The organism is Sorangium sp. So ce1153 (assembly GCF_051521595.1).
Lineage (GTDB): Bacteria > Myxococcota_A > Polyangia > Polyangiales > Polyangiaceae > Sorangium.
This window is the reverse complement of the sequence record NZ_CP150361.1, coordinates 6,073,622-6,098,807: the sequence shown is the minus strand read 5'-3', so window position 1 is coordinate 6,098,807 and position 25,186 is coordinate 6,073,622. Positions and strand designations below refer to the sequence as shown.

Genomic DNA, 25,186 nt, shown 5'->3' with positions numbered 1-25,186 from the left:
AGCTCCGCCGAGGATGAGCGCGCTCCCTCCCCGCCGTGCGCTGGCCCTCGGGGCGGCCTTGATCGGCGGCGCGGCGCTCCTCACGCCGCTCGGGATCGCGTCGCTGCGCCGCAGCGGGGCGGAGCGTGTCGAGCCCCCGGCGGCGGGCCCGGCCGCGTCGGCCAGCGCGGCGGCGGCGCTCGCGGACGCCGGGGAGCTCCTGCTGGAAGACGGCGGGGCCAGCTCGCTGGCCGACGCCGGGGCCGGCCTGCTGGACGGCGGCGACGCGGGGGCCGCGCCGTTCGAGAAGCCCGCGTGGTCCGCCGCGTCGCGCGCGGCCACCTACGGAGGGCTCTCGAGCGACGCTTGCGACAGGGAGATGAAGCGCCGCGGGATCCCCCACGCCCCGGCGGCGCGCGGCGCCCCGCTGGTCGACCGGCCGGTCCGGCTCACGGGCGCGCTGCACGGGGTGACCTTCCGCGGCGACGGCGTGGCGAAGCCGAGGTCGACCTCCCCGTTCGACATCGCCGATTGCCGGCTGGTCCTCGCGCTCGACGACCTCGCCGCCTTCCTGGCCACGCGCGGGATCGTCGAGGTGGTGCACTTCAGCATGCACCGGCCCGCGCCCGCCGGCGCCGTCGCGCCGAAGAAGAAGAAAAAGGCGCAAGTGAAGCCGCAGGCGAGCAAGAAGACCCCGAAGGGCGCTGGCAAGGCGGGGAAGCCGGGCGGGCGCCCCCCGAAGAAGCCGGCGCCAGCGCCCGCGCGGCCCAGCCAGCACGCCCTCGGGCTCGCCATCGACGTGGCCGCCCTGGTGAAGGCCGACGGCACGCGGCTCGAGGTGAAGGCCGACTGGCACGGCGCCATCGGCGCGCCGCCGTGCGGCCCCGGGTCGGAGCCGAAGGTGGCCACCCCTCAGGCCATCGAGCTGCGGGAGATCGTGTGCGCCGTCCACGCGAGCGGGCTGTTCAACGTCGTCCTCACGCCCAATGCGAACGAGGCGCACGCGGACCACTTCCACTTCGATATCAAGCGCGACGCGCACTACTTCCTGGTGGAATGAGCGGCGCCTCGCGCGGGGGATGCCGCTCGGCTGCATTGGCCTGCTGGCGCGTGACGGGCGCGGAGAGAGAGAAAAAGCCGCCCGGAGCGCCAGGAGAGAGGCTCCGGGAGAGATGAAGAGAGGCTCAGTTGCCTGCGTTCGCGCCGGTGGCCCGAGCGCGCCATGGCCCGCGGCTACACAGCCTCACCGCGATCGCGCTGCGCCCGCACAAATCCCATGACAGCGTTGTTCGGCCCGCGTCCCAGCGTGGCGCACGCTGGCGTCCGCCGACCTACACTGAACGCGAAACACGCTTCGCGGCAAGAAATGTCACCGCCTGCAGTGCAGACGTGATCGGTGTGCAATCTGGACAGATGCGAATCTTCGTGCAAACTCTGCATGAAGAACATGTCGATCACGTGTCGCAGTCATGTTCGCGTCTTTTCCGCTGGCGAGGTCCACTGGCAAGAGTGGTGCCCTCCCCGGAATGGCGGCGCGGACAGGCGCCCCGTGGTCCTGGTTCACGGACTGTCCGATAGCTGTAGGACCTGGAACCGGCTCGCGCCCGCGCTCGCGGCCGGAGGGCGCCGGGTCGTCGCGCTCGACCTGCCCGGGCACGGCCACTCGGCGCGGCCCGACGCGCCCTACACGGTCGCATGGTATGCGAACGTGGCCGCGGAATGGATCCGCGCCCTCGGGTTCAGCGATTTCGATCTGGTCGGGCACTCGTTCGGCGGCAGCATTGCGATGTGCGTGGCGATCGAGCGGCCCGGGCGGGTGCACCGCCTCGGGCTGGTCGCCGCCGGCGGCTTCGGGAGCGAGGTGGCGCTGCCGCTGCGCTTCGCCGCCGTGAGCGGGCTGCTGGAGCTGGCCGCGCCGGTGCTCATGGGCGTCGGCACCCACGCGGGGATGCTGGTGCTCGGCGGCAACTTCAACGCGGAAGAGCGCAAGTACCTCGCGCGGGTGAACGCCCGGCCCGGCACGGCGCGCGCCCTGTCGCGCACGCTCCGCCACGCCGTCGACCTGCGCGGGCAGCGCGAGCACCTCCTGGACATCGCGCACCGCCTCCCGGAGATCCCGCCGCTCGCCGTCTACTGGGGCGACCGCGACCCCGTGATCCCGGCGCGCCACGCGGCGGACGTCGGTCTCTACCTCGAGGGCGTGACCGTGCGGCGCTACGCGAAGGCAGGGCACTACCCGCACCGGGAGGCGGTGGCCGACCTCGCCCCGGATCTGCTGCGCTTCCTCGACGAGCCGCGGCCCACGCCGCGCCTTCGACCCGGGGCGCGCGCGCCGCGCGCGGCGGCCGTGCCGGTCGCGCCGCAGGCGAGCCCCCGGTGGCAGCCCTGGCCGGACGCCCCGATCAGGCAGTGGGCGCAGCGCTCCCTCTCACCGCTGCTCCGGCCGACACCGCAGCACGCCCGCGACGACTCCGCATCTCCCGCCGACCTCGGCAGCCGCCCGCCGCCCGTCCCCTGCTGACGCCGCGCCGCCTGCGGTGGCCGACGCCGCGGCCCGTCCCCTGCTGACGCCGCGCCGCCCGCGGTCGCCGACACCTCGGCCCGTTCCCTGTTGACGCCGCGCCCCCCGGTGCGGTTCCCTCGGGCGCCGGTGCAACTCGAGTGTGAGACCTGCGGCGCCTCGCTGCGCATCGAAGCGGACCAGCGGACCGCTGTGTGCCCCTATTGCGCCTCGCCGTCGGTGGTGGAGAGGCCGCCCTCGAACGACCGCCCGGACCCGCACTTCGTCCTCGGCTTCACCACGACCAGGGAGAGCGCGCAGGGCGCGGTCAAGGCGTGGCTCGGCAAGCGGAGCTTCTTCGTGCAGTCCAGCGTCAAGAAGGGGACCATCGACGCGATCCGCGGCGTCTACACGCCCGCTTACCTCTACTCGGCCATGGCGCAGTCGCGCTACGCCGCGCAGATCGGCGAGGACTACCAGGAGACCGAGACCTACACGACGACCGACGAGAAGGGGAACTCCGTCACCCGCACGCGCACCGTCACCAGGACGGAGCACCGGCACCTCGAGGGCCAGCACGCCACCTACGTCATGGATGTGCTCGTCGTGGCGTCCCGCGCCGTCCCGAACGCCGAGCTCGAGGCCGTGGAGCCGTTCGACCTCCGCCCGATGCGGCGCTACACGCCCGCGGTGCTCAGCGGCTGGATCGCCGAGGAGCCGACCATGACCCAGGACGAGTGCTACGCCCTCGCGCGGCGGGAGGCGCTGGAGAAGATCGGCCGCGACCTCGCGGGCTTCATGCCCGGCGACAGCCACCACGGCCTCACCTACGAGACGCGCCTCGACCGCGAGACGCTCGAGCTGCTCTACGTGCCCCTCTGGGTGCTCGCGATCCGGCACGACCCGCGCAAGCCGCCGATCCGGGTCCTCATCAACGGCCAGACCGGGGCGATCCACGGCAAGGCCCCCCTCTCCTGGGTCAAGATCGCCCTCGCCGTGCTGCTCGTGCTCCTCCTCATCGCGGCGCCGTTCGTCCTGTCCATCGTCCTGCCGGCGGCGCGCGACCGCGGGCAACCCGAGCGGCGCGGCGTCGCGCGGCCGTCGGTTCCCGCTGCCGCCCCTGGCAGGCCTGCGTCGACCGGAGGGGCGCGATGAGCCTCGACATGGGGACCTCCACGGCCGTCGCGCGCTGCTGCGCCCGCTGCCAGGGCCCGCTCGAGCCGGGCGACCTGCGGTGCGCCGTCTGCGGCCTCGCCGCGCCGCTCGACCGCGCCCCGGCGCCGCAGCGGGTGCAGGTGCTGCGGTGCACCGAGTGCGGCGCCGCGGTCTCGTACTCGGCCGAGGCGCAGGCGCCGAAGTGCCGCTTCTGCGGGGCGGTCACGCGGCTGGAGCAGCCGGTGGATCCGGTCGACCAGGCCGACTGGCTGCTCCCGTTCGGGGTGACGCCCGAGCAGGCCGGCCAGGCGCTGCGGCAGTGGATGGCGGCGCTCGGCTTCTTCCGGCCGTCGGACCTCGCGCACGCGGCCACGGTGGAGGGGCTGCGCCCGATCTGGTGGGCGGGCTGGCTCGTCAACGTGGACGCCCTGGTGAGCTGGACGGCGGACTCCAACGCGGGCGCCCGGCTGAGCGCCTGGGCGCCGCACGCCGGACAGGCCCAGCTGCCGTTCCGCGGCCTGCTCGTGTCGGCGTCGCGCGGGCTCTCGCTCGAGGAGTCCCGGGAGCTCGCGCCCTCCTTCCGGCTCGACCGGATGGTGCCGGCCGCGCACCGCGCCGAGCAGCAGCTCGGACCGCCGGACGCGGTGCTGGAGCAGTTCGACGCCCAGCGCTCGGCGGCGCGGAAGGTCCTCAGCGAGCGGATCGCCGCGACGGCGGAGGACGCGCTGAAGCAGGGCGCGATCCCCGGGTCCACCTTCCGCAACGTGCACGTGGCGGTGCTCCTGCGCGCGCTGGAGACGCGGCGGGTGGCGCTGCCGTCCTATGTGCTCGCCTACCGCTACAAGGGGCGGAGCTACCGCGCCGTGGTGCACGGCCAGGACGCGGGCCGCGTCACGGGCGCCGCGCCGATCGCGTGGGGCAAGGTGGCGCTGGTGATCGCCGGCGCGCTCGCGCTCGTCGTGATCGTCGTCGCGGCGCTCGCGCTCTCCCGCGCCGGATAGCGCTTCGCGCCGCGCGAACACCCGTGGTTCACGGCGAGTCGCCGGCGCGCGACCGATGCGTCGATGTGGCGGAATGCCTCGAATGCGCGCCCGGTGCGGCGCAGAACGGTCGTGAGAAGGGCCTGAGTCTCCCCTTCCCTCGCGTGTTCCCTCGCGTGAACACGCGCTGGTCCAGATCTCGCAACTGCCCGCGGAACCCGAAGGAGGAGAACATGGAAAACGGATCGCGAGAGAAGCTGCTGGAGATCCTCAAGAAGTTCCGCAACGCGATGCTCGTCACGCAGGCCAGCCACGGGACGCTGCGCGCGCGTCCGATGGCCCTCGTGAAGGTGGACGACGGGACCGGAGACATCTGGTTCATGACGAGCATCGACTCGGGCAAGATCGACGAGATCGAGACGAACCCGGAGGTGAACGTGACCCTCCAGGAGCAGCGCCGCTACCTCTCGCTCTCGGGCCGCGCCTCGATCGTGCGGAGCCGGGCGAAGATCGACGAGCTGTGGTCCGAGGAGGCGAAGGTCTACTTCCCGAAGGGCAAGGAAGACCCCCACATCGCGCTCATCCACGTGAGCCCGCGCGAGGGCGAGTACTGGGACAACGAGGGCACGGCCGGGCTCAGGTTCCTTGTCGAGGCGGTCAAGGCCTACGTCAGCGGGACGACCCCGAAGACCGACGCCAGCCAGCACGCCACGGTGCCGCTCAACGGCGGGGCGCCGAGCGACAGGATGACGTCTGCGCGGTAGCGGCGCCCCGCCGGCGCGCCGCGCCGGCCCGCCGCGACGCCAGGAACAGCGCGGCGCCGCGCCCCCACCGGCGTGGCGCCGCGCCGCATGCGACATCGCGCCGCACGCGCCCCGTGCGGCGCTCCTGGGTCTGTCCCCTTCCAGTCCAACCGACGAGTCCAGTCCTACCGACGAGCCCGCGCGTAGCAGATCGCACCGCCGCGCGCAGGCTGGCCTCACGTCCGCGCTCATCGAGGGCCGCGGGGCGTGGTCGCGCCACGCAGGTGGGGGCGCGGCGAGCCCATGAATCCCGCGGGGGCTGCGCGTCTGCCCTCATCGCGCGCGGTGGAAACCAGCGGGACGGAGCTGGCGCATCCCTTGCTTTTCACGGAATGACCCGTGCGCTCTGCCTGGAAGGACGTGGCGCGGGAACCCGGCAAGCGAGGTTTGGCATGGCGATCTTCACGTTATCTCGTCGAGCTCAGATGGTGATGATCGCGGCAGCGTCCGTCGTGGTCATCGTCGGCTTGCGCTACGCGGAACCGTTCCTCGTGCCGGTGCTCTTCGGGATCGCGCTCGCGGCGATCTCGTCGCCGATCGCGAGCTGGGTGACCCGCCGGGGGCTCCCGCCGGCCGTCGGGGCGCTGGCCGCGCTCGTTGTCGACCTGGGAATCCTGGCCTTCGTCGGGGCGGTGGTGACCATCGCCGGGGTGGAGCTGGAGGAGAAGGTGCCGGCTTACCTGGCGCGCGCCTCCGAGATGACCGTGGCGATCGCCGCGACGCTCACGGAGCGCGGGCTGCCGGTGAACCCGGAGTTCCTGTCGAAGACGCTGCACACGGCGTCGCTGGTGCCGCTGCTCGGCGGCGCCGCGGTGACCGTCGCCAGCGCGGCGTCGAACCTCGGGGTGGTGCTCCTCGTGGTCTTCTTCGCGCTCTGCGAGTTCGCGGGGGCTGGCGCGAAGCTCCGGGCGGTCATCTCGGACCCCGGGCGCGGGCTGGAGCACGTCGACCGCATCGTGCGGGAGGTGAAGAAGTACCTCGTGGTGAAGATGCTGACGAGCCTGCTCGTGGCGGTGCTCGCCTACATCATGCTGACCGTCCTGAGCGTGGACCTGGCGCTGCTGCTGGCGTCGAGCCTGTTCGTCCTGCACTTCATCCCGAACATCGGCGCGGCGGTCGCGACGATCCCGGCCGTGCTCGCCGCGCTGGCGAGCCAGGGGCCCGGCACCGCGGCCATCGTGGCCCTCGGGTACCTCCTGATCAACCTGCTGGTGGGCAACGTCCTGGAGCCGCGGGTGCTCGGGCGGACGCTGGGGCTGTCGCCGCTCGCCGTCCTCCTCGGGATGCTCTTCTGGGGCTGGCTCTGGGGGCCCTCGGGGGCGCTGCTGTCGGTGCCGATCATGATGGTCGCGAAGATCACGCTGGAGAACGTGGAGGGGCTCTCGTGGATCGCGCGGCTGATGGCGCCCGCGCCGGAGGAGGGCGAGGCGACGCCCATCAGCGAGGACACGCCGCCGCCGCCGTCGCTGCTGCGGCCGAGCGTCGCGGGGGCGCGGCGGTCGGGGTAGCCCAGGTCGGAATCATCTGCGGCGAGGCCGCCGGTGGCCTACCGTGGGGAGTCCGCGGACGAGAGGGCCTCCAGCCTGCGCAGGATCTCTTTCGCTTCAGGAAGGTTCGAGGCGCCGAGCTCTTCAAGTATCTCGACGCCCGCTCGCACAAGCGGCAAGCCGTGATCGAATTGCCCTTGCTCGGCTGCCAGTTGACCGAGCATGACAAGCGATCCCGCCTGGACCTCCTTGGCTCCAAGCTCCTCGCTGAGCTTCAGTGATTCGCGCCACAACTCTCGCGCTTCAGCGTGATGGCCTTCAAGCCACGCGACGGAACCAAGCTCGTGTAGCACGACCGAGCAATACACCGCATTTCCCATCTCCTCGCCAAGCTTCAACGATTCGCGCAAACGCTCGCGCGCCTCCGCGTAGTCGCTCTGCTGGATCGAGAGCGTCGCGAGCTGGAGCAGTGATGCGAATCGACCATTCCAGTCCCCGAGCTTGTCGCTGATCATGAGAGACTCGCGCACAAGCTCTCGCGCTTTCGCGTAGTTACCCATGCGCTTCTCGATCACTGACAGATGATGTAGCGTTCTGGACCGCCCTACCTGATCTCCGAGCTGTTCGCTGAGCCTCAGTGATTCTTGCGCCAGCTGTAGCGCTTCCGCATGATTGCCGAGGCGCAGCTCGATGGTGGACAGCTGGTACGTCGATGCCGCCCGGTTTCTCTGGTCTCCGAGCTGCTCGAACAGGTCCAGGGCCCGTCGTGCAAGGTGACTCGCGGCGTTCAGATCGCCTTGAATCATTCGGACGTGGGCGATCTCTTCGAGGAGCGCCGCAATCATGGGGAGATCGCCGCTCGCTTCGCACAGGTCTAGCGCCGCATGAAAGCGCGCGAGCGCCTCGGCGAGGCGACCACGTATCCGCAGCAGCAAGCCATCGATGAGCGCACGTCGAGCATCGCCGGTTCGGGCGTCTGGATGCTTCATGTCGTACTCAGCGAGCAAGTCCGCTGCTTGGTCGACATGGCCGAGCACAACAGCTTCATGCGCAAGCGACAGCAGATCCCTCGGTGCCATCGTCACGTCTGGGTTGAGACGGACCGTCGAACCGGAAGTCGCCGCCGACGAGCGGAGGGTTTGCTCCAGGAGCGGCTCCGCTCCCTCCCCCGGCTCCTCGGGAAGCCAGAGCCCAGCGAAGTCGCAGAAGTCCGGCGCATCACGCTGCAGCGCGAGCGCCGCTGCGGGATGGACCACCAGCACCCAGGGCAGAGCGAACCGGCGCGCGAGCTCGTCCCGATGCACGTTGAGCTCGGCGCAGATCCTGGCGGCATCGTGCGCCTCCTCGAGATGCGTGAGCATGAGCACCGACGTGTCCGCTGAAGACGTGCACACCTCCTCGAGGAGCGTACGAACCGATCGAGCGCCAACAGAAACGAGCCTCGCGACGCACAGCTTCGGCACCGCCGCGCCAGTCGCCGCAGCGAGCGCTTCACGCTGCGCAGGCCGCCTGATCTCCACGACGGCCAGCACGAAACCTCCTCCGGCAGACCACTCGAGGAACCGCCGGTAGGCAGCCCCACGCTCCGGTCCGAGGATGCGCTCGAAGCTGCCGGGCGCCGCTTCATCGCCCGGCGCGGCGGGCTGCTGTGCTCCGCTAGCGGAGGAGGTCGTGGCGCGCATTCACGAACTCCGGGATCTCGGCCACGAGCGGGTGGACGTCGTACCAACCATCGCCGTTGTACTTGAAGGCCAGCCGGTGGAAGAGCACGTCCATGCACGCCTTGTCCGGGAAGATCTGCTTGTCCCGAGCGAGCTTGACGAGCGCGTCGAGCCAGCCATTTGCGTTGATGAGGTCGCGCATCCGCTGCCGTCGCGACGCCACCGCCCGCTCGACATCGGCCCTCGTGATGACCGTACCGTGCGCCATGTAAGCAGCCTGGCTGACGAGGTCGAGCAGCTCCCGTACCGCCCCGCCGCTCGCTGCGATCAGGCGATCGCGAGCTTCCGGCTCCGGAATGACCGTATCGAGGTCCATCCGGAGGGAGAGCGCGTGTTCCATGAGCTCCCGCCCGGGGCCGTCAAAGGCGTCGTATTCCTGGTCTGACCGTCGCAGCCGCACCGTGTAGAGCACGTGACAGCTGTACAGCGTGTCGAGCTGGGCAGACTTCGGCTGCAGCAGCAGGCCGATCGGCGGCGTCAGCAGGAGGTTGCTACGCAGCTCACGCATCCTGTCGGCGCCCTGCACGAGGAGCCGGTCGATGACGTCCGGCTCGTAGCGATCCAGATTGTCGACGATCACCAGAAGATCGCGGTCGCCGAGGAGCCCGCGCGCCGCGTCGAGGAGCTCGTTCACGCTCTGCAGCAGCGTGCCGGGATACTTGCGCAGCACCTGCTTGACCTCGGTCCGGTATTCGCTCTCCTGCTTGAACAGCGCCTTGAGTGAACCGAAGAGGCTTCCAAGGAACGGCAACTCCGCCTTGAGCTCCATCCCTGCCGCAGCCTCGGCGTTGAAGTTCTGCGCCCACTTCGTCGTGCGGACGACCTCATCAAACCATCCTGTCACGCGCTTCAGCAGATCGGCCGGCAGCGGCGTCCCCCGCTCGCGCATCTTCTGCTCGACGGCTAGCGCCATGTTGAGCAGCAGATCCTCGCCCTCGATGCGGAAGGGATCCATCTCGACTGTCGCCTCGATGTACACCGGCTCATACGCCTCGCTCAGCCGCTCGGTGAGCCGGAGGATCTCGGTGCTCTTGCCCGCCCCACGATGGCTCACGAAGGTGGCGTGGACGAATCGGTCGTGGGGTCGCCACTCGAGCTCCTTCTCGAGTGCCACCATCGACTGATCGCCGCGTGCAAGCGAGAAATCCTGCCAGCGCGGGTCGTCGGTCGGGAGCGGCACGTCCGGGTCGCAGTTGCGCACGACGTCCCGGAGCGTCTTCGCTCGAGCAAGAGGGGGCGGAGGACGGCGGACGAGGTTGGACATGGGGCGTCGGGGCTCCCGCGCCAGCGTAGTCCAAGATGCAGGCGGAGGCACCAGAGCTGCGCGGACGCGGCCCCGAGCCCGTCAGGGCGCCGCGGCAGCCGCGGTCCCGAAGACGCGCTCGTGGCGGGCGCTCACGTGGCAGCCCATGCACGACGCGACCCGGCCGGCGGACGTCACCTCGCCCGAGGGCGTGACCGTGCCGTAAACCCAGCCCGCGTCGGTGCCGGGCGTCTCCGGCGCGACCTTCAGCACCACGTAGGCGCCCGCGAAGCGGGAAGCGCGGTAGATGCGCTCGCCGTCGCGCACGTAAGGATCGAAGTGGTCCGGTGTGCCGGAAGCATCGTTCGACGACGACGGCGGGGGCTCCGGAAACTCGGGGGCCTTGTCCACGAGCTCGGGATGGTAGCTCTCCTTGACGAGCACCTGTCCGACCGGCTGGGAGACCGGCGCTTCAGTCTGCACGAGCGGATAGGTGTCGTGGTTCCTGGCGAACACAGAGTAGAGCTTGCGAGCGTGGCCGCCGTCTTCGGCGTCGCTCATGCGGGCGCGCCCGGGCAGCGGCAGGCGGCAGAGCCAGGGCGCCCAGCGGAGCTCGTCGTCGACACGGCCCCAGGCCTTGTAGTCGCGAAACGCCGAGGCGATGAGCGGGACGAAGCGGGCGTCGATCTCGGCGGCCGCAGCCGGCGTCGCGGAGGGCGCCGCCGTGGCGGAGGACGAGGCTGCCGACGGAGGACTCGTCGCGCCCTCGGCGTCCGGTGAGGTGGGTTCGTCCAGCGAGTGGCTGCACGCAGACGCGAGCACGAGAAGGAGCAAGGCGTAGCGCATGAGGCCGATCGTACGATCGAACCGACCGGAAGTTCTGGACCTCGTGCGCCGCTCCGCACGCTCTCCGCGACCGCGATCACGGCGCCGGCGGCGATGACCCGGCGGGCGGCGATGACCCGGACGGCGACGGCTCGGGCGACGGCGGAGCGGCGCGCGTCGGCTGGCAGCGCGGACAGAAGTAGGTCGACCGCATCATCGTCCCCTGCCGGCGCATCTGGACCGCGGCGCCGCAGTCGTAACAGGCGCGCCCCTCGCGGCCGTACACGGCGACCGGCCTCCGGCCCCGGTCGAAACCGGTGCGCGTCGTGCGCGTGTGGAGGTAATGCCCGGTGGGGCCCCGGTACGCGCCAGCAGGATCCCGCGGCTCGACGTTGGCCTGCAGGAGCTGGCGGCCGAGGTCGATCATGGCGGAGAGCTCCTCGTCCGAGTACGCCCGCACCGGGGCGAAGGGGTCGAGCCGCCTCCGGAAGAGGAGCTCGCTCTTGTAGACGTTGCCGATGCCGGCGACGACGCGCTGATCCATGATCGCGACGCCGAGGGGCACGTCGTCGAGCGCCCGGAGGCGGCGGAGCGCCTCCGCGGCGTCGAAGCCGTCGGCGAGCAGATCCGGGCCGAGGCTGCCGAGGAGCCGGTCGCCGCGCACGGCGCTCGCGCGGAGCAGGCGCACGATGGGCGCTCGAAAGCAGACGGCGACGTAGCCCGGGACCGCGAGGATCGCCGTCGCCGTCGACTCCGACCGCTTCCAGCGCTCGCCCTCCCGGTACAGGTGCCACGCGCCGCTCATGCGCAGGTGCGTGTGGAGCACGGTGCCCTCGTCGAAATAGATGAGGAGGTTCTTGCCGCGCGCCTCGACGCGCTCGACCCGGAAACCGACGAGCCGATCGCACCGCCGGTCGCTCCGGGGCAGCTCCAGCGCGAGGACGCGCGCGCCCTCCAGGGCAGGGCCGAGGGCAGCGGCGATCCGGAAGAGGGTGTCGCCTTCAGGCATGAGCGTCTCCGGATGCTCTTGGTGCGGCGCGGCCGGATCGCAAGGGGTTTACAGCCCGAGGCGAGCTGGGCTCTCATGGCCGGAACCCCCGACGCTCTCGAGGCTCTCCATGGCAGCCACCATCGTCCGCGCAGCGCTCACGATCGACGGGCTCCCCACCCCCCTCGCGGTCAAGGAGCTCGCCGGGACGGAGGCGATGTCGGAGCTCTATGGCTTCGAGATCACCGTCGTCTGCGCCGATACATGCCTCGACCTCGACGCGCTCGTCGCCGAGGCGGCCGTGCTCACGCTCGAGCGCGGCGGCGCCGCGCGCCACATCCACGGCATCCTCAGCCGCTTCGAGCAGGTCCACACCGCGGCGCACGAGGCGGCCTACCGCGCCACGCTGGTGCCGGACGTCTGGCTGCTCGACCAGCGGTACGACTGCCGCGTCTTCCAGGGCGTCACCACGGCCGAGGTCATCGAGCGCGTGCTGAAGCTCGGCGGCATCCGGCGCTGCGAGGTGGTGCTCCAGCGCCGCTACGAGCCGCGCGACCTCTGCGTCCAGTACCGCGAGTCGGACTGGGCGTTCCTCAGCCGCCTCATGGAAGAAGACGGCATCTTCTACTACTTCGAGCACACGGACGCCGGCTCGACGCTGATGATCTCCGACACGGCCTCTGTCCACTCGCCCATCGCGCCGGAGGAGCTGCGGTATCGCCCCGTGGCGGGGGCGCTCCACACGGGCGAAGGAATCGATTCGTGGAGCTTCGCGCAGCGGGTGCGGCCAGGGAAGGTCACGACACGCGAGGTGCCGTTCGAGAACCCCGCGTCGGTCGTGGACAGGGCGGCCGAGAAGGGCCGCCACACGGATCTCGCCGTGTTCGCGTATCCGGCGAGCCCCGCGGCGCAGGACCGCCTCGACGCGCTCCAGGCGACCGCCGCCGTGGGACAGGGGCAGGCGTACTCGGTGCGGCTCGCCCCCGGCGCGCGGTTCCGGCTCGAGGACCACCCGCGGGAGAGCTTCAACGCGGAGTACCTCGTCACCAGGCTCCACCACGCCGTGCGCCCCGACGCCAGGGAGGGCTATCTCTGCACCTTCGAGTGCGTGCCCGCCGGCGTCGCGTTCCGCGCCCCGTGCAGGACGCCGAAGCCGCGCATCGCCGGCCCGCAGGCCGCGACCGTCGTCGGGACGCAGGGCGCCGAGATCGAGACGGACAGCGACGGGCGGGTGCGGGTCAGGCTGCACTGGGATCGCAACGGCAACGACGCGGAGAACGCGTGCTGGGTCCCGGTCGCCCAGATGGCGTCGGGGGCCGGCTACGGGGCGATGCACATCCCGCGCGTCGGCAGCGCCGTGCTCGTCGAGTTCCTGGACGGCGACCCGGATCGGCCGATCGTGACCGGCCGCGTGTACACGGTCGTCAGCCCCTACCCCTACGCGCTCCCCGCCGAGAAGACCAAGTCGACCCTGAGGACCCAGTCCACCCCCGGGGGCGGCGGGTACAACGAGCTGCGCTTCGAGGACCAGGCGGGGCGGGAAGAGGTCTACCTGCGCGCCCAGCGCGACCTCCGCGTCGAGGCCCGGAACGACGCGAGCCGCAGCGTCGGCGGAGACGACGCGCTGTCGGTGACGGGCGCGCGGGCCGTGACCGTGGGCGGCGCCGAGACCGTGACCGTCGCGGGCGCGCGGGCCGTGACCGTGGGCGGCGCCGAGACCAGGACGGTGGCGGCCGATCAGACGACCACGGTCGGCGCCGACAGCTGGGTCTCGGTCGCCGGCGACCACACCGTCGCGGTGACCGGCGATCGGCGGGACATCGTGGCCGGCGATCGCAGCGCGTGCGTCGGCGGTGACGCGTCCGTCAAGGTCCGCGGCGACCGCACGGTCACCGTGTCGGGGAGCCAGGAGGTCACGATCCTGAGCGCGGAGTCGAGGAGCGTCGCGGGCAACCACACGCTGTCGGTCGGCGGCACGATGCAGCAGGTGATCGACGGGCACTGCTCGCTCACCGCGAGCTCGCTGGAGTGCGGGATCACCGACGGCGCGCTCGAGGTGACGTGCAGCGGCGCGGTGCGCGTCGAGTCGGAGCAGGAGATCCAGATCGGCGGCCCGAACATCTCCCTCTTCGCCGACTCGACGATCCGGATCCGCGCGCAGGACATGATCGTCCTCGAGATCGGCAACGCGAAGGACGCCAGCACGAAGGCCGCGCGGATCGAGATCACCGCGAGCGGGATCTACGTGACCAACGGGACGGCCACGGAGGAGCTCACCGGCGGGACGGTGCGCCTGAACTGCTGAGCGCGGGGCGCGGCGGAGAGGCCCGGAGATCCGTGAAGCTACGCAACGAGACAAGGCACCCGGCGCTGCTCCTCAGGACGGCGTCGTCGCGCAGCGACGATCACATGCTGGGCTGCGTGATCGCGCGGCCCACGTACCGCGTCGCGGGCGGCGCGCTCGTCGCGACGCCCGACGACCCGTGGCCGATCTCGAGCGCGCCCGCGCCGACGCCCCTCGGCCAGATGCCGGGGGACAAGCCGTTTTACATGGGCGGGATCGACGTGCTCCTCGGCGGGAAGGTGCGGCAGCCCGGCGGCGCGGCGAGGCCGCGGCTCGACGTCGAGCTCGAGGTGGGGAGGAGCTTCCGGCGGCGGATCGCCGTCCTCGGCGACCGCGCCTGGGTGCCGGGCGCCGGCGGCAGCCTGGTCCCGAGCGAGCCGGAGCCGTTCGTGTCCATGGAGCTCGGCTACGAGCGCGCGTTCGGGGGGACGTGCCCCACGGACTACGGCCTCGACATGCCGTTCACGCCGAACCCCGCGGGGCGAGGGTTCTACCTCGACGCGAAGAACGCGCTCGGCAAGCCGCTGCCGAACCTGGAAGACCCGGGCCGGCTCCTCACGGCGTTCGGCGACAGCCCGGATCCCGTCGGCCTCGGGTACTACCCGGGCGCGGGCGCGCTCCGCGTGAAGGCGGCCACGAGCGCCGCCATGCCGAGCCCGAGCCGGCTCGCGCCCGGCAGGACGCCCGAGCTCACGGTGCGGCACACGGACATCCTGCCGACGCTCTTCAACATGGGGCACCCCGGCATGATGATCGAGGCCGGCGGCGAGCCGAAGCCGGGCGACGGGATCCGGCTCTCGCACGGGCTGCGCGGCGGCGACCTCGCGTTCGCCATGCCGGCGCTGCGGATGCACGTCCACGTGCAGCTCGAGGAGCGGCAGTACGTGTTCCCGATGCACCTCGACCAGATCGGGATCGTCGCCGGGGAAGGTCGGGTGTTCTTCTCGCTCCGCTGCGTGTTCGAGTACCGGGTCCGCAAGGAGGAGCGGCGCTCGGTGACGCTGTACGATGGAGCGGCGCCCGGGGTGATCCCGGGGAGCTACCGCGTCGTCCACGAGGACGGCTGAGGGCGCGAGCGGAGCGCGGTGGGGGCCGGTCAGGAGAGCCGGCGCGCGGCGGCGGGGTGACCGAGGAGGACCTGATGGAGATCGGATTCGATGACATCCTGCCCTACCTCGCGAGCGCGTACCGGCGGGGCGTGCTCGCGCCGTTCATCGGCTCGGGGATGAGCAGGCCCGCGTGTACGAGCTGGCTGGACCTGCTCCGGGGGCTCGCCGACGCGACGGGGGTCGACGTGCCCGCGCACCTCCGGGAGGCCGGGACCGACGCGAGGCTGGACACCTCGGAGCTGTACCGGCTCGCCGACAAGGCGGTGCTCGGGCTGGCCTCCCTGGAAGCGGAGGCGCGCGCGGACGCGTACCGCGAGGCGCTGAGCCAGGGCGGCAAGCCCGCGGGCGCGTGCGACGTCCCGGCGCAGACGGCGGCGCTCGCGCGCTGCACCTGGCCGCTCGTCCTCACCACGAACTACGACGACCTGTACGTGGTGAGCCGGATGCGGCAGTCCGGCGCGGGCGAGATGGCCGCCGTGGGCCGGACGGGCGCGCCCTCCCGGGAAGCCAGGCGGGACGAGACCGACGCGCCCGAGGTGCTCGGGCGGAGCGTCGAGGACTGCCACAAGGTCCTCCGCTCGCTGGAGTCCCCGACGCGGCCCATCCTGTGGGCGCTGCAGGGCTTCCTGGGCGGGCAGGCCGCGGGGCTCGACGTGCTCGAAGAGGAGCTCGTCCTCGACGCGCGGCGCCGCGCCGAGCTCGCGGGCCAGGTGGTGGCGGGCTACCAGCAGTACCAGCACGCCGTCAACGCGCAGCCGCACTTCCGGCGCGCGTTCGCGGAGGTCCTCTCCCGGCGATCGCTGCTCTTTCTCGGCTCCGGAATCCTCGAGGACTACCTCATCAACCTCTTCGGAGAGATCGCCCACCACTACGGGCCTGGTCCCCACCCTCACTTCGCGCTGTTCTCCGCCGACCGGAGGGCGACCCTCGACGTGCGCTTCCTCCAGACGCGGCTGGGCATCGCCCCCGTGTTCTACAAGGACTACGCGGAGCTCCCGGAGCTGATCGGCCGGCTGACCGATGCCGTCGGGGAGCGCAGGGCGCCGGCGACGTCGGGGGGCGCGCCGGCGACGTCCTCGGGCGCCGTGAAGGCGCTGGGGGGCGCCGTGAAGGCGCCGGTGGCGTGGATGCCGGACGAGCTGGGGTTCAGCCTGTCCGAGGGCGCGACGTGTCCCCCTGACGGGGCGCGGAGGCTCCGGCTCCGGTACGCGCCGCTCTCCGTGCCCGGCGCCGGGGACGGCCGCGCGTGCGTCGTCGTCAGCGTGGGCCGGACGCTCGCGGACAACCGCCCGCTCCTTGGCTCACAGGCGAGGGACTTCCTCGACAGGGCGCGACAGGCCGGGCTCGTCGCGGACACGGCGCCCGGGGGCTGGCGGCCGCTGGACGGCGCGCCGTCGTACGCCTTCCGGTTCGGCGACGCGCCGATCTTCGGCGTCGCCGCCCGCGACCGCCGACCGGAGCCGCCGCGCGCCGCCGGGGACGACAGTCCGGAGGACAGCCGGGACCTCGGCGTCATCGCGGAAGCGATCTGCGCGACCTTGCGCGCGGTCGACGCCGCGGGGTTCCGCCGCGTGCACATCGGCCCGGTGGCCTCGGGGAAGCACCGGCTGTGGCACCCGCTCCACCCGTTCGTCCAGACGCTCGCCGGCTTTCGCGAGTTCTTCCGCGAGAACCCGGCCGCGGGCATCGAGCACCTCGAGCACCACGTGTTCTCGCCGGCGATCTGGTTCCCGGTGGTCGCCGGCAAGGTCCCTGTCGCGGAGATGCTGTCGTCCGGCATGATGAAGATCTGGGTCGACATCCGGGACGCCGGCGGCACCTCGGAGATCTTCGCGGTGACCGCCTGCGGTCCGACGCGCGTGGGCGAGATCAAGGCGCTCTGCGGGCTCGCCCCGGCGCGGTGGAGCACGGAGATCCTGCCCCGGCCGAGCAAGGTCGAGCCGTCGAGCGCGGACGATCTGCTGGTGACGCCCACGTCGATCGTCGTCTTCTCGCCCCGGCGCTAGGTCCTGTCCCTAAAATCGGAGCCAGCAGCGGGCGCAGGCGAGCGCGACGATGGCGGCGTAGTTGCGGAGCGTCTTCTCGTAGCGCGTGGCGAAGCGGCGGGCGTTCTTGAGCAGGTTGAACGCGCACTCGATCGCGAAGCGCTCCTTGTACAGGTGCCGGTCGTAGGGGAGCGCGGGGATGCGGCTGGCGTTCGAGGGGATGACGGCGACCGAGCCCATCGCGGCGAGCTGGGCTCGGAGCGCGTTCGAGTCATACGCCTTGTCGGCGATGAGGCACCGCGGTGCGCAGCGCGCGATCAGCTCCGGGGCGGGCACGGTGTCGTGGCGCTGTCCCTCGGTGATCGCGAACTCCAGGGGCGAACCCAGGGCATCGACGATCAGGTGAATCTTGGTGGAGAAGCCGCCACGAGATCGGCCAATGCCTTGCCCCTCCGGCCCCCTTTGGCGCCCGCAGCATGCTGGTGGGCCCGGACGATCGTGGCGTCGAGGCTGAACCATTCCGGGTCGACACCCACCTGCAGCTGCTTCAGTAGCCGCTGCCACTTGCCGGACTTCGACCAGCGGTCGAAGCGGTTGAAGACGGTCTTCCAGGGACCGAACTCGCCCGGCAGGTCACGCCACGGGGCACCGGTCCGGAGGATCCAGAGCACCGCCTCCACGAACCGCCGGTCGTCGAACGCAGGACGTCCCCGTCCCGTCTCGCTCCGCAGAAACGCTTCCACCTTCGCCCACTGGCGGTCGTCGAGCTGCACGCGCAACGGCATCGTTGCTCCGCCTCAGCAGACCCGAGCCAGGCGGGCCAACTTTTCGGCTACCCACGATTTTAGGGACAGGACCTAGTTCCGTGTGTCAGAAGTCCCGCCAGGATTCCTGAGACGACGCGGCAGGGTCAGCTCGCGCGCCTCTGGCAGGACACGCCGAAGGTGGTGTTCTCGTCGACGATCGACAAGGTCGAGAGCGGATCCATGTCCACCGCGACAGTCCCGTCAGCGAAGGCGCGCTTGAGCGAGAGCCGCACCAGGCCGTCCTGCTGCGGCTCGACGCGCTCCTTTGCGATCGGGGGTCGCAGCACGTAACGCAGCAGCGCCTCCCTCGCCGCGGCATGGTGCGCACCGGCGCGCGTCTCGGGCGGCGCCGGGAACGACGTGCTGGTGGGCGACGGTGGGGACGACTTGCTCAACGGCGACGCGGGCAGCGACACCTTCTTGGAGAGCGGGGTGGACGATGCCTACGACTCCTCGAGCATCCAGCGCGGGGCGGGAGGCGACACGCTGAACGGCGGCACGCCGACGACGGGTACGCTGGATCGCGCCGACCATGGACAGCGCAGCGCCGATTTGACGATCACCCTCTGCACCGACCCTACCGAGCCGAAGGGGGGCTCGACCGCGCACTCTCGTGTGCTCGCCGAAGCGGGCGACGGCGCTCCACGACGGCATCCCCGGCTCGCGCCTCGTGGTGCTCGAGCGCAGCGGGCACATGGGCCATATCGAGGAACCGCAAGAGTTCGCCGGCGCGATCGCCGAGCTCGGCGCTCCGAGTACGCGCTGACTCCAGGCTGCGGGTGAGGGCGCGGGCAAAAAGGCGGCGCGCCGCGTGGAGGCGCGAGGTCGATGGCCTTCAAGGCTGCTCGCCATCCCGCTCCCGCGGCGCCGTGAGTGCGAAGCCGATCCGTCGAGCGAGCGCATGGCACGACAGGACCCAAGCGCGGGCGCCGCGATGGGGAGGAGGGGAAGCCTGACGCAGGTGCTCACCCCACTGTCGGAATCCGTCGATACCAGCAGCACCCCAGCGTTCCTCCCGCCGCCCAATGACACACGACGCGAGCTCGATAGCAGCACCGCGCCGTCGGCGCGTCGCGGGAGAGTCCACAGCAAGGCGGTAATGAAAGTCCACAAAGCCCCCCCGGCCTCCCGCCTCTCTGCTCGAATTCAGGGCTGATTCGCAGGTCTTCGACCTGTCCGGCGGATATCAGAACATCCTCTTTGCGCGAACCACTCACTCGCTGGAAAACCGCATGCCCCGCGCCCACCCTCGGCCGCGGCCCCCTCACCCTCGTGACGACCGCCAGCCAGGAAAACTCCGCCCCGAGCGCGGCGAGGAAGCCACGCCAGCGTGCGGCGCACGCGTGACATGTCACGCCTGAAGCGTGACATCGACCGTGACATGTCACGCCTGAAGCGTGACATGCTCCCCGCTTACATTGGACAAGCTGTCGGGCGACGGAGCTGAATGACGGAGCCATCAGACGCCCCAAAAGAGCCCTCTCCGGCTGGGCTCTTCACGATCGCACTGCGGAGGCGAGATGGGGGCGTGACAGGTTGCGGGAGGGAGGAGGAACGCTGGCTGGCACGCGGGTTGCGTACTGCAACCGACGCGTGAGGCTGTGCGGGACGTTTGCCCCCGAGCAGTCCATCGCCGGTCAAGCGAGGTACCAACCGCCAGGACTGCCTTCCGAACGTCATGAAGCCGGCCGTTCTGCTCGAGCCGGCGACGCATGCGCGGAGTTTATCGCAGCGTGCAGCGCTCCCGACCGCCCTTCTCGCCGTGCCCATCGCGCCTCCCCCGCAGGGGCGTCGATGGGATCTCTCTGAACCTAAGGAGATCCTTAATGCATGTCCGTATCCGGGCTCAAAGCCTACTATTCGCATGGTTCACATGGCTCACATCGCTCCTCGCCGGAGCGCTCTCCCTGGGCGTCCTCGGCTGCGCGAACGACAGCGCGCCGCCATCAGGCGACGATCTGCGCCTCCGCTTCCCTGAGCAGGCCGCACAGGTGCTCGAGGGCAGCAACGCGTTCGTCGCCGTGGACGACGGGTTCACGATCGCCTCGACCGGCGATTCGAGCCGCGGCCTCGCGGAGCTGTTCGAGCGCCGCGGCGGGCTGCACGCCAGCCTGCCCGAGCGCGGGGAAGGAGAGCTCCGCTTCCATCTTCCCGGCGGCTTCGAGGTGGGCGTGCGCGAGATCGACGCCGAGGGCGAGGGCGCTATCGTCGAGCGCGCCGTCGCGTACCGGCGGCAAGGCGGGACGTCGTTCTGGTCCGCGGTCGACGCCGGCTACGAGGAGTGGCTGCTGCTCGACGCGGGCGTGGCGAACGGCGACGCACCGGCGGCCGAGTGGGAGGTCAGCGGCGCGACGCTGCGACAGGACGGCGATGCGGTCGAGGTCGCCGGTGCGGACGGCGCGGCGCGGCTGCGCGTGACGGCGCCGGCGGCGTATGCGAGCGGAGGGCGGCCGGTCCCGGTGCGGCTCGAGGTGCGCGGCGCGAGGATCGCGCTCTGGGTCGACGCGGGCGGCGAGGAGGTGCTGGTCGACCCGATATGGGCGCCGAGTCCCAATATGAGCACGGCGCGCCGCGCCCACACCGCCACGGAGCTCGCGAACGGCCAGGTGCTCGTCGCGGGCGGGTTCGGTAGCTCCACCTTGAACAGCGCCGAGCTGTACGATCCGAGCACCAACAGCTGGGCGCCTGCCGGAACAATGACCTCGACCCGGATGTATCACACCGCGACGCGCCTCGCGGACGGTCGGGTGCTGATCGTCGGTGGGTCTGTCGGCAGCACCTACCTGGCGACCGCCGAGCTCTACAACCCGGCGACCAGCACCTGGACGTCCGCCGGAACAATGGGCACGGCCCGGAGGGCTCATACCGCGACGCGGCTCTCGAGCGGTCAGGTGCTGATCGTCGGTGGGAATTCCAGTGGCAGCACCTACCTGGCGACCGCCGAGCGCTACAACCCGGCGACCAACACCTGGACGCCCGCCGGAACGATGAGCACGCAGCACAGCCATCACACCGCGACGCAGCTCACGAATGGCAACGTGCTCGTCGCCGGCGGGCGCAACAGCGTCGGGACCGTGGGCAGCGTCGACATCTACGACGCGGTGAACAACACCTGGTTGCCGAGCCCGGCGGCTCCGGCAATGTCCGTCGCCCGCAAAGATCACACGGCGACACAGCTCCTGGACGGCAGGGTGCTCGTCGCTGGCGGCCTCACCAGCTCCGACGCCACGACGAGCATCGAGATCTTCGACCCGGGGTTGTCCAGCTGGACGACGGTCGCGCCGATGGGTGATGCCCGCTACTCTCACACCGCGACGCGGCTGAACGACGGCAGGGTATTCGTGGCGGGCGGCGCTGGCGCAGGAGACAACTACGGTGGTTTCTCGAGCGCCGAGGTCTACGATCCCTCGGACAATACCTGGGAAGAGGTCGTGGAAGACATGAGCACCATCCGCATCGAACACACGGCGACGCTGCTCTCGAGCGGCAAGGTGCTCCTCGCGGGCGGCTACGACTTCACAGGGCTGAGCGTCATGGAGACGTCGAGCGCCGAGCTCTACGACCCGAAGGGCAAGAAGTGGACGAGCCTCTCGCCGATGACGCACACGCGCGCCAGGCCGACCGTGACGCGGCTGAGCGATGGCCGGGTGCTCGCCGTGGGCGGCGCCCTGGGTGACACGAGCGCCGCGGTGTACAACCCGGCGACCGATGTCTGGACAGCAACCGGGCTGCTGACCGTGGAGCGCGTGGGTCACACCGCGACGCTGCTGGCGAACTCGAAGGTCCTGGTGGTGGGGAGCTCTGCCAGCCCCACGACTGCGAACGCCGAGCTGTTCGACCCCTCCACCAACACCTGGACGACCGCGGGCGCCACCACGGCCACGAGCCCCAAGCGCTTCGAGCACACCGCGACGCGGCTCCTCGACGGCAAGGTGCTTATCACCGGAGGGATACAGGCTGGCTCTAGTCCCGCGACCTATCTGAAGAGCACCGGGATCTTCGATCCCGTGGCCAACGCCTGGCTGTTTGGGAGCGCGAATATGTCGGTTGAGCGCGCAAAGCACGTGGCGGTGCTGCTCCAGAGCGGCAAGGTGCTCGTCGCGGGAGGCACGAACGCCACGTCATCTTCGCTGGATACAGTCGAGATCTACGATCCAGCAACCAATACCTGGACGTCTGCAGCCGCAATGCCGGCCGTCCGCAGCGACTTTGACGCGGTCGTGCTCAACAACGGCGACGTGCTGGCGGTTGGCTCGACCACAGTCCCCAGCGTGTACAACCCGGGATCGAATTCCTGGACGCATCTTACGGGGGAGACTGTCGGCTCCCGCGACGAACCTACCCTGACGAAGCTCAACAACGGCATGGTGCTGATTGCAGGAGGGAAGCAGTGGGGCAGTAGCACCGCCTGGGCGGCCTCGCTCCTCTTCGATCCCGCAACCAACCACCGCATCCAGACCGCGGACATGAAATATCCCCGTTACGGGCATGGATCGGTCTTGCTCTTCGACGGCAGGGTGCTGGCCGTCGGGGGCGTCGACAGCAGCGGCTCCGCCGTGTCGAGGCCTGAGTACTACACCCCCTGACGCTGCCCGGCGCCGGGGCCGACCGTCGCGGGGACCCTCGACCTCCCCTCGCGGCATGGTCGGCCCCGGAAGGGGCGGAAGGCTCAGGCCTGCTTGCGCGCCTCCGCCTCCTCCACCGCCTTGCGGATCCCCCGCAGCATCTCCAGCACCGCGTCCGCCCCGCCCCACGGATACGCCATCCGCAGGGTCCCCTCGAGCAGCGCGTCGAGCGACCCGCCGTCGGCCCCCGCCGCCCCCGCCGATCCGGCTATTACCGCCCAGCCTCGTTGATGCTCCAGCCCCTCGCATCGAGCATGCTGCGTGATGGTGAGGAGTTCTGCGCAGCGAAGATGGCCATCCTGGAGGGTGCTCGCTCCGCGTACCCGACGAGGGAGGACGACGTCCACGGAGCTATGTCCATGCATTCTGGTTAAGCGTACAGGATTCTCAAAAAAAGAGACTAGCACGTGGCTGCCACCATTCCGATCACCGCTCGGGAATTACCACCCATCGTTGCTCCCACGCCCGCCTCACGACGGGGTAGGTCCACCCGAGGAGCGGAGCAGCGGCGCGGGGCCGGCCACAAAATAGGCGACGAGGAGACCTGATCTTGGCCGACAGCCTCCTCGTCGTGCTCCGGTTCTCTTGCCCAAGAATCGAAGCGGTTGGTCCTCCCCCGCTTCCGCGGACAGTCTTACTATGCCGCGCGCGCGGCCACGTAGGTCTTCAATTCGACCTCGATCGGGCTCATGTAGGCGAGCCGTGAGTGCCGGCGTTTCAGGTTGTAGAAGTTGTCGATGTAGTCTCTGACCGAGGCGGTGGCGGCCGCTCGCGTCGGGTAGCGCTCGTACTCGACCAGCTCCGCCTTCAGCGTCGCGAAGAAGCTCTCGGCCACGGCGTTGTCCCAGCAGTCGCCAGCGCGGCTCATGCTTGGGATGAGCCCGTGGGCCCCGAGCACGAGCCGGTAGTCGTCGCTGGCGTAGGGGCTGCCGCGGTCCGAGTGGTGCACCAGTCCAGGCGCCGGCCTCCGCGTTCCCAAGGCGAACGCGAGCGCGGTGAGCGCCAGGGCGCGATCGTTGAACGCGCTCGCGGCCCAGCCGACCACGCGGCGCGAGAACAGGTCCAGGATCACGGCTAGGTACAGCCAGCCCTCGCCGGTTGGAATGTACGTCACGTCCGTCACCCAGACCTGGTTGGGCGCTCGAGCATCGAATTGCCGCTCGATCACATTCGGGGCGATCGGGCCGTTATGCCGCGAGTCGGTGGTGCGGCGGAAGCGCCGCTTCCTCCGAGCCGCGAGCCTCTGAGCGCGCATCAGCCGCTCGACCCGTTTCTTGCCGACGCGCATGCCGCGAGCACGCAAGTCGGCGTGGATGCGCGGACTGCCATAGCGGCCACGACTCTTGTGGTGCACGGCCCTGATCTGCGCGCTCAGTTGAGCGTCGGACTTGGCCCGCGCGGACTCCGAGCGCTTGGCCCATGCGTAGTAGCCGCTGCGCGAGACCAGCAACACCGCGCACAGCACCAGCACCGGGTAGTGCGCCTTCTCCGCGTCGATGAACTCGAACCTCACTCGTTTTCCTTCGCGAAGAAGGCCGCCGCTCTTTTTAGGATCTCGCGCTCCATCTCCAGCCGCTTCACGTCGCGGCGCAGCCGCTGCAGTTCTTCACGCTCCGGCGTCGTCAGCGCCCCCGGCGGGCCGTGGCCCGCGTCGGTGTCCGCGCGTTTGATCCAGTCGCGCAGCGACGTCTCGGTCAGGTCGAGGTCCTTCGCCACCTGACCGATGCTCCGGTCGCTCGCCTTTGCCAGCCGTACCGCCTCCGCCTTGAACTCGGGCGTGAACGCCCTCCTCTTTCTCCGTCCCATCCCTGCCTCCTGGTGCCGTCGGGGGTGTCGACGGAAGCGGGGGAGGACCACACGACTTCTTTCTTTCGGAGCCCGATTCCGCAGCCCGCGTGCTCGCTGTCTACGCTTCGTGGTCCGGGTTGCACTCGGTCACCACGCAAGACTCGCTTCCGACTGGCGGCCCTACCTTGGTCGGGCAGGAATTCAACCCGCTGGGTCGCTACATCAGGTTTCAGTTGGTGTGGACTTCACATGGCATCCTCCTGATCGAAGCTGTGCTTGGCGCACCGTAGGTAAAAGAAGCCGGAGCGCAGCACGAAGAAGTGTAGCGCAGCAAACCGAAATGGTGGGACCGCGAGCGTCGTGATGGCTCGGTCCTGGGTCGAAAGAGCGTGGTCCAGGCGGCGCCGAGCGCGCTATGGGGCGCATCGGCGTGCCGTGGGCACACGTGTCCGTCCGGGCGTTGGTCTGGCCCGGGAGGCGCGTCGCGAGACGCTATGCGGCGTCACCGGGCGCCTTGCGGCGCAGAACGGTGCTTTTCCAGTACGGTGGCCGCCGCGTGGACGCTGGGAGAGCGTGCTGAAACATCAGTCGGCTCGCCGAGCGCGGAGAGGAAGCGGGCGATGTTCCTTGGCTCGGTGACCATGGCGACGAGCTTCATCCGCCCCTTGCAAGCTGGGCACTCGAGGACATCGATCGCACATGTGCGGCGCAAGAGCTCGGCGCGGTTTGTCGACCGCTCGATAGCCGCCACGCTTGCGTTTCGGAGCGGCGTCATCGTCCGCCTTCGTAGGCTCTTCTGGCTTCGCAGGGCGCGGTCCGATGCGCTTGCGCGCCAACGTGGGCGACTT

General features: G+C 70.6%; 20 protein-coding genes. 11 read left to right on the top strand and 9 right to left on the bottom strand.

Annotated features, from left to right (window positions below; translation table 11 throughout):
- The first annotated feature begins 13 nt into the window (after positions 1-13).
- The 6 genes from WME85_RS21725 to WME85_RS21700 all read left to right on the top strand — a co-directional run bounded on the left by WME85_RS21725 (position 14) and on the right by WME85_RS21700 (position 6,925).
- Entirely contained in the window at positions 14-1,039 is a 1,026-nt protein-coding gene (locus WME85_RS21725; protein ID WP_437840615.1) for an extensin family protein, read from the top strand.
- Between the two features lie 489 nt (positions 1,040-1,528).
- On the top strand, positions 1,529-2,500 hold the full coding sequence (locus WME85_RS21720) for an alpha/beta fold hydrolase (protein ID WP_437840614.1): 972 nt from the start codon (positions 1,529-1,531) through the stop codon (positions 2,498-2,500).
- Positions 2,501-2,590: 90 nt separating this feature from the next.
- Positions 2,591-3,634 (top strand): hypothetical protein, encoded by a 1,044-nt coding sequence (locus tag WME85_RS21715; protein WP_437840613.1) that lies wholly within the window; start codon positions 2,591-2,593, stop codon positions 3,632-3,634.
- Positions 3,635-3,642: 8 nt separating this feature from the next.
- Positions 3,643-4,635, top strand: coding sequence for a zinc ribbon domain-containing protein (locus tag WME85_RS21710; protein WP_437840612.1), 993 nt, complete (start codon positions 3,643-3,645; stop codon positions 4,633-4,635).
- Between the two features lie 212 nt (positions 4,636-4,847).
- Positions 4,848-5,378, top strand: a complete 531-nt coding sequence (locus WME85_RS21705; RefSeq protein WP_437840611.1) for a pyridoxamine 5'-phosphate oxidase family protein — start codon at positions 4,848-4,850, stop codon at positions 5,376-5,378.
- A gap of 431 nt (positions 5,379-5,809) precedes the next feature.
- The gene (locus WME85_RS21700; RefSeq protein ID WP_437840610.1) at positions 5,810-6,925 is read left to right on the top strand and encodes an AI-2E family transporter; all 1,116 of its coding nucleotides are present in this window, start codon (positions 5,810-5,812) and stop codon (positions 6,923-6,925) included.
- Between the two features lie 38 nt (positions 6,926-6,963).
- Here the strand turns inward: WME85_RS21700 and WME85_RS21695 are convergent, their stop codons facing one another.
- The 4 genes from WME85_RS21695 to WME85_RS21680 all read right to left on the bottom strand — a co-directional run bounded on the left by WME85_RS21695 (position 6,964) and on the right by WME85_RS21680 (position 11,702).
- Positions 6,964-8,586: a tetratricopeptide repeat protein gene (locus WME85_RS21695; RefSeq protein WP_437840609.1), complete on the bottom strand. Its 1,623-nt coding sequence runs from the start codon at positions 8,584-8,586 to the stop codon at positions 6,964-6,966.
- The gene (locus tag WME85_RS21690; RefSeq protein WP_437840608.1) at positions 8,561-9,889 is read right to left on the bottom strand and encodes a hypothetical protein; all 1,329 of its coding nucleotides are present in this window, start codon (positions 9,887-9,889) and stop codon (positions 8,561-8,563) included. The genes WME85_RS21695 and WME85_RS21690 overlap by 26 nt, the downstream gene beginning before the upstream one ends.
- An 81-nt stretch (positions 9,890-9,970) precedes the next feature.
- The gene (locus WME85_RS21685) at positions 9,971-10,714 is read right to left on the bottom strand and encodes a hypothetical protein (RefSeq protein ID WP_437840607.1); all 744 of its coding nucleotides are present in this window, start codon (positions 10,712-10,714) and stop codon (positions 9,971-9,973) included.
- Positions 10,715-10,790: 76 nt separating this feature from the next.
- Complete coding sequence (locus WME85_RS21680; protein ID WP_437840606.1) at positions 10,791-11,702, bottom strand: Fpg/Nei family DNA glycosylase; 912 nt, start codon at positions 11,700-11,702, stop codon at positions 10,791-10,793.
- Positions 11,703-11,811: 109 nt separating this feature from the next.
- Between WME85_RS21680 and WME85_RS21675 the strand changes: the two genes are divergently transcribed.
- The 3 genes from WME85_RS21675 to WME85_RS21665 all read left to right on the top strand — a co-directional run bounded on the left by WME85_RS21675 (position 11,812) and on the right by WME85_RS21665 (position 17,140).
- Positions 11,812-13,986: a type VI secretion system Vgr family protein gene (locus tag WME85_RS21675; RefSeq protein WP_437840605.1), complete on the top strand. Its 2,175-nt coding sequence runs from the start codon at positions 11,812-11,814 to the stop codon at positions 13,984-13,986.
- A gap of 32 nt (positions 13,987-14,018) precedes the next feature.
- A complete protein-coding gene (locus WME85_RS21670; RefSeq protein WP_437840604.1) occupies positions 14,019-15,092 on the top strand; it encodes a DUF2169 domain-containing protein in 1,074 nt (357 codons plus the stop codon).
- Between the two features lie 74 nt (positions 15,093-15,166).
- On the top strand, positions 15,167-17,140 hold the full coding sequence (locus tag WME85_RS21665) for an SIR2 family protein (protein WP_437840603.1): 1,974 nt from the start codon (positions 15,167-15,169) through the stop codon (positions 17,138-17,140).
- Between the two features lie 9 nt (positions 17,141-17,149).
- On the opposite strand, the gene WME85_RS21660 is transcribed toward WME85_RS21665, so the two are convergent.
- Positions 17,150-17,904, bottom strand: a protein-coding gene (locus WME85_RS21660; protein WP_437833949.1) for an IS5 family transposase whose coding sequence is annotated in 2 segments (ribosomal slippage) — positions 17,150-17,580 and positions 17,580-17,904 — 756 coding nt in all. Because the reading frame shifts where the segments join, the coding sequence is not laid out codon by codon here.
- A 125-nt stretch (positions 17,905-18,029) separates the two neighbouring features.
- Positions 18,030-18,320 carry a hypothetical protein gene (locus tag WME85_RS21655; RefSeq protein ID WP_437842660.1) on the bottom strand — a complete coding sequence of 97 codons (291 nt, stop codon included), beginning with the start codon at positions 18,318-18,320 and terminating at the stop codon, positions 18,030-18,032.
- Here WME85_RS21655 and WME85_RS21650 point away from each other — a divergent pair.
- Together WME85_RS21650 and WME85_RS21645 are read left to right on the top strand one after the other, a co-directional pair.
- Positions 18,286-18,708 (top strand): hypothetical protein, encoded by a 423-nt coding sequence (locus WME85_RS21650; RefSeq protein ID WP_437840602.1) that lies wholly within the window; start codon positions 18,286-18,288, stop codon positions 18,706-18,708. The two genes, WME85_RS21655 and WME85_RS21650, sit on opposite strands and share 35 nt — an antisense overlap.
- 1,043 nt (positions 18,709-19,751) lie before the next feature.
- The gene (locus tag WME85_RS21645; protein WP_437840601.1) at positions 19,752-22,511 is read left to right on the top strand and encodes a Kelch repeat-containing protein; all 2,760 of its coding nucleotides are present in this window, start codon (positions 19,752-19,754) and stop codon (positions 22,509-22,511) included.
- Between the two features lie 83 nt (positions 22,512-22,594).
- Here WME85_RS21645 and WME85_RS21640 read toward each other — a convergent pair whose 3' ends face one another.
- The 3 genes from WME85_RS21640 to WME85_RS21630 form a co-directional block, all read right to left on the bottom strand.
- Positions 22,595-22,897, bottom strand: a complete 303-nt coding sequence (locus WME85_RS21640; protein ID WP_437840600.1) for a hypothetical protein — start codon at positions 22,895-22,897, stop codon at positions 22,595-22,597.
- A 290-nt stretch (positions 22,898-23,187) separates the two neighbouring features.
- A protein-coding gene (locus WME85_RS21635; protein WP_437840599.1) for an IS3 family transposase occupies positions 23,188-24,356 on the bottom strand; the annotation gives its coding sequence in 2 pieces (ribosomal slippage) (positions 23,188-24,101 and positions 24,101-24,356; 1,170 coding nt in all).
- A gap of 484 nt (positions 24,357-24,840) precedes the next feature.
- A complete protein-coding gene (locus WME85_RS21630) occupies positions 24,841-24,996 on the bottom strand; it encodes a hypothetical protein (protein ID WP_437840598.1) in 156 nt (51 codons plus the stop codon).
- Positions 24,997-25,186: the final 190 nt, after the last annotated feature.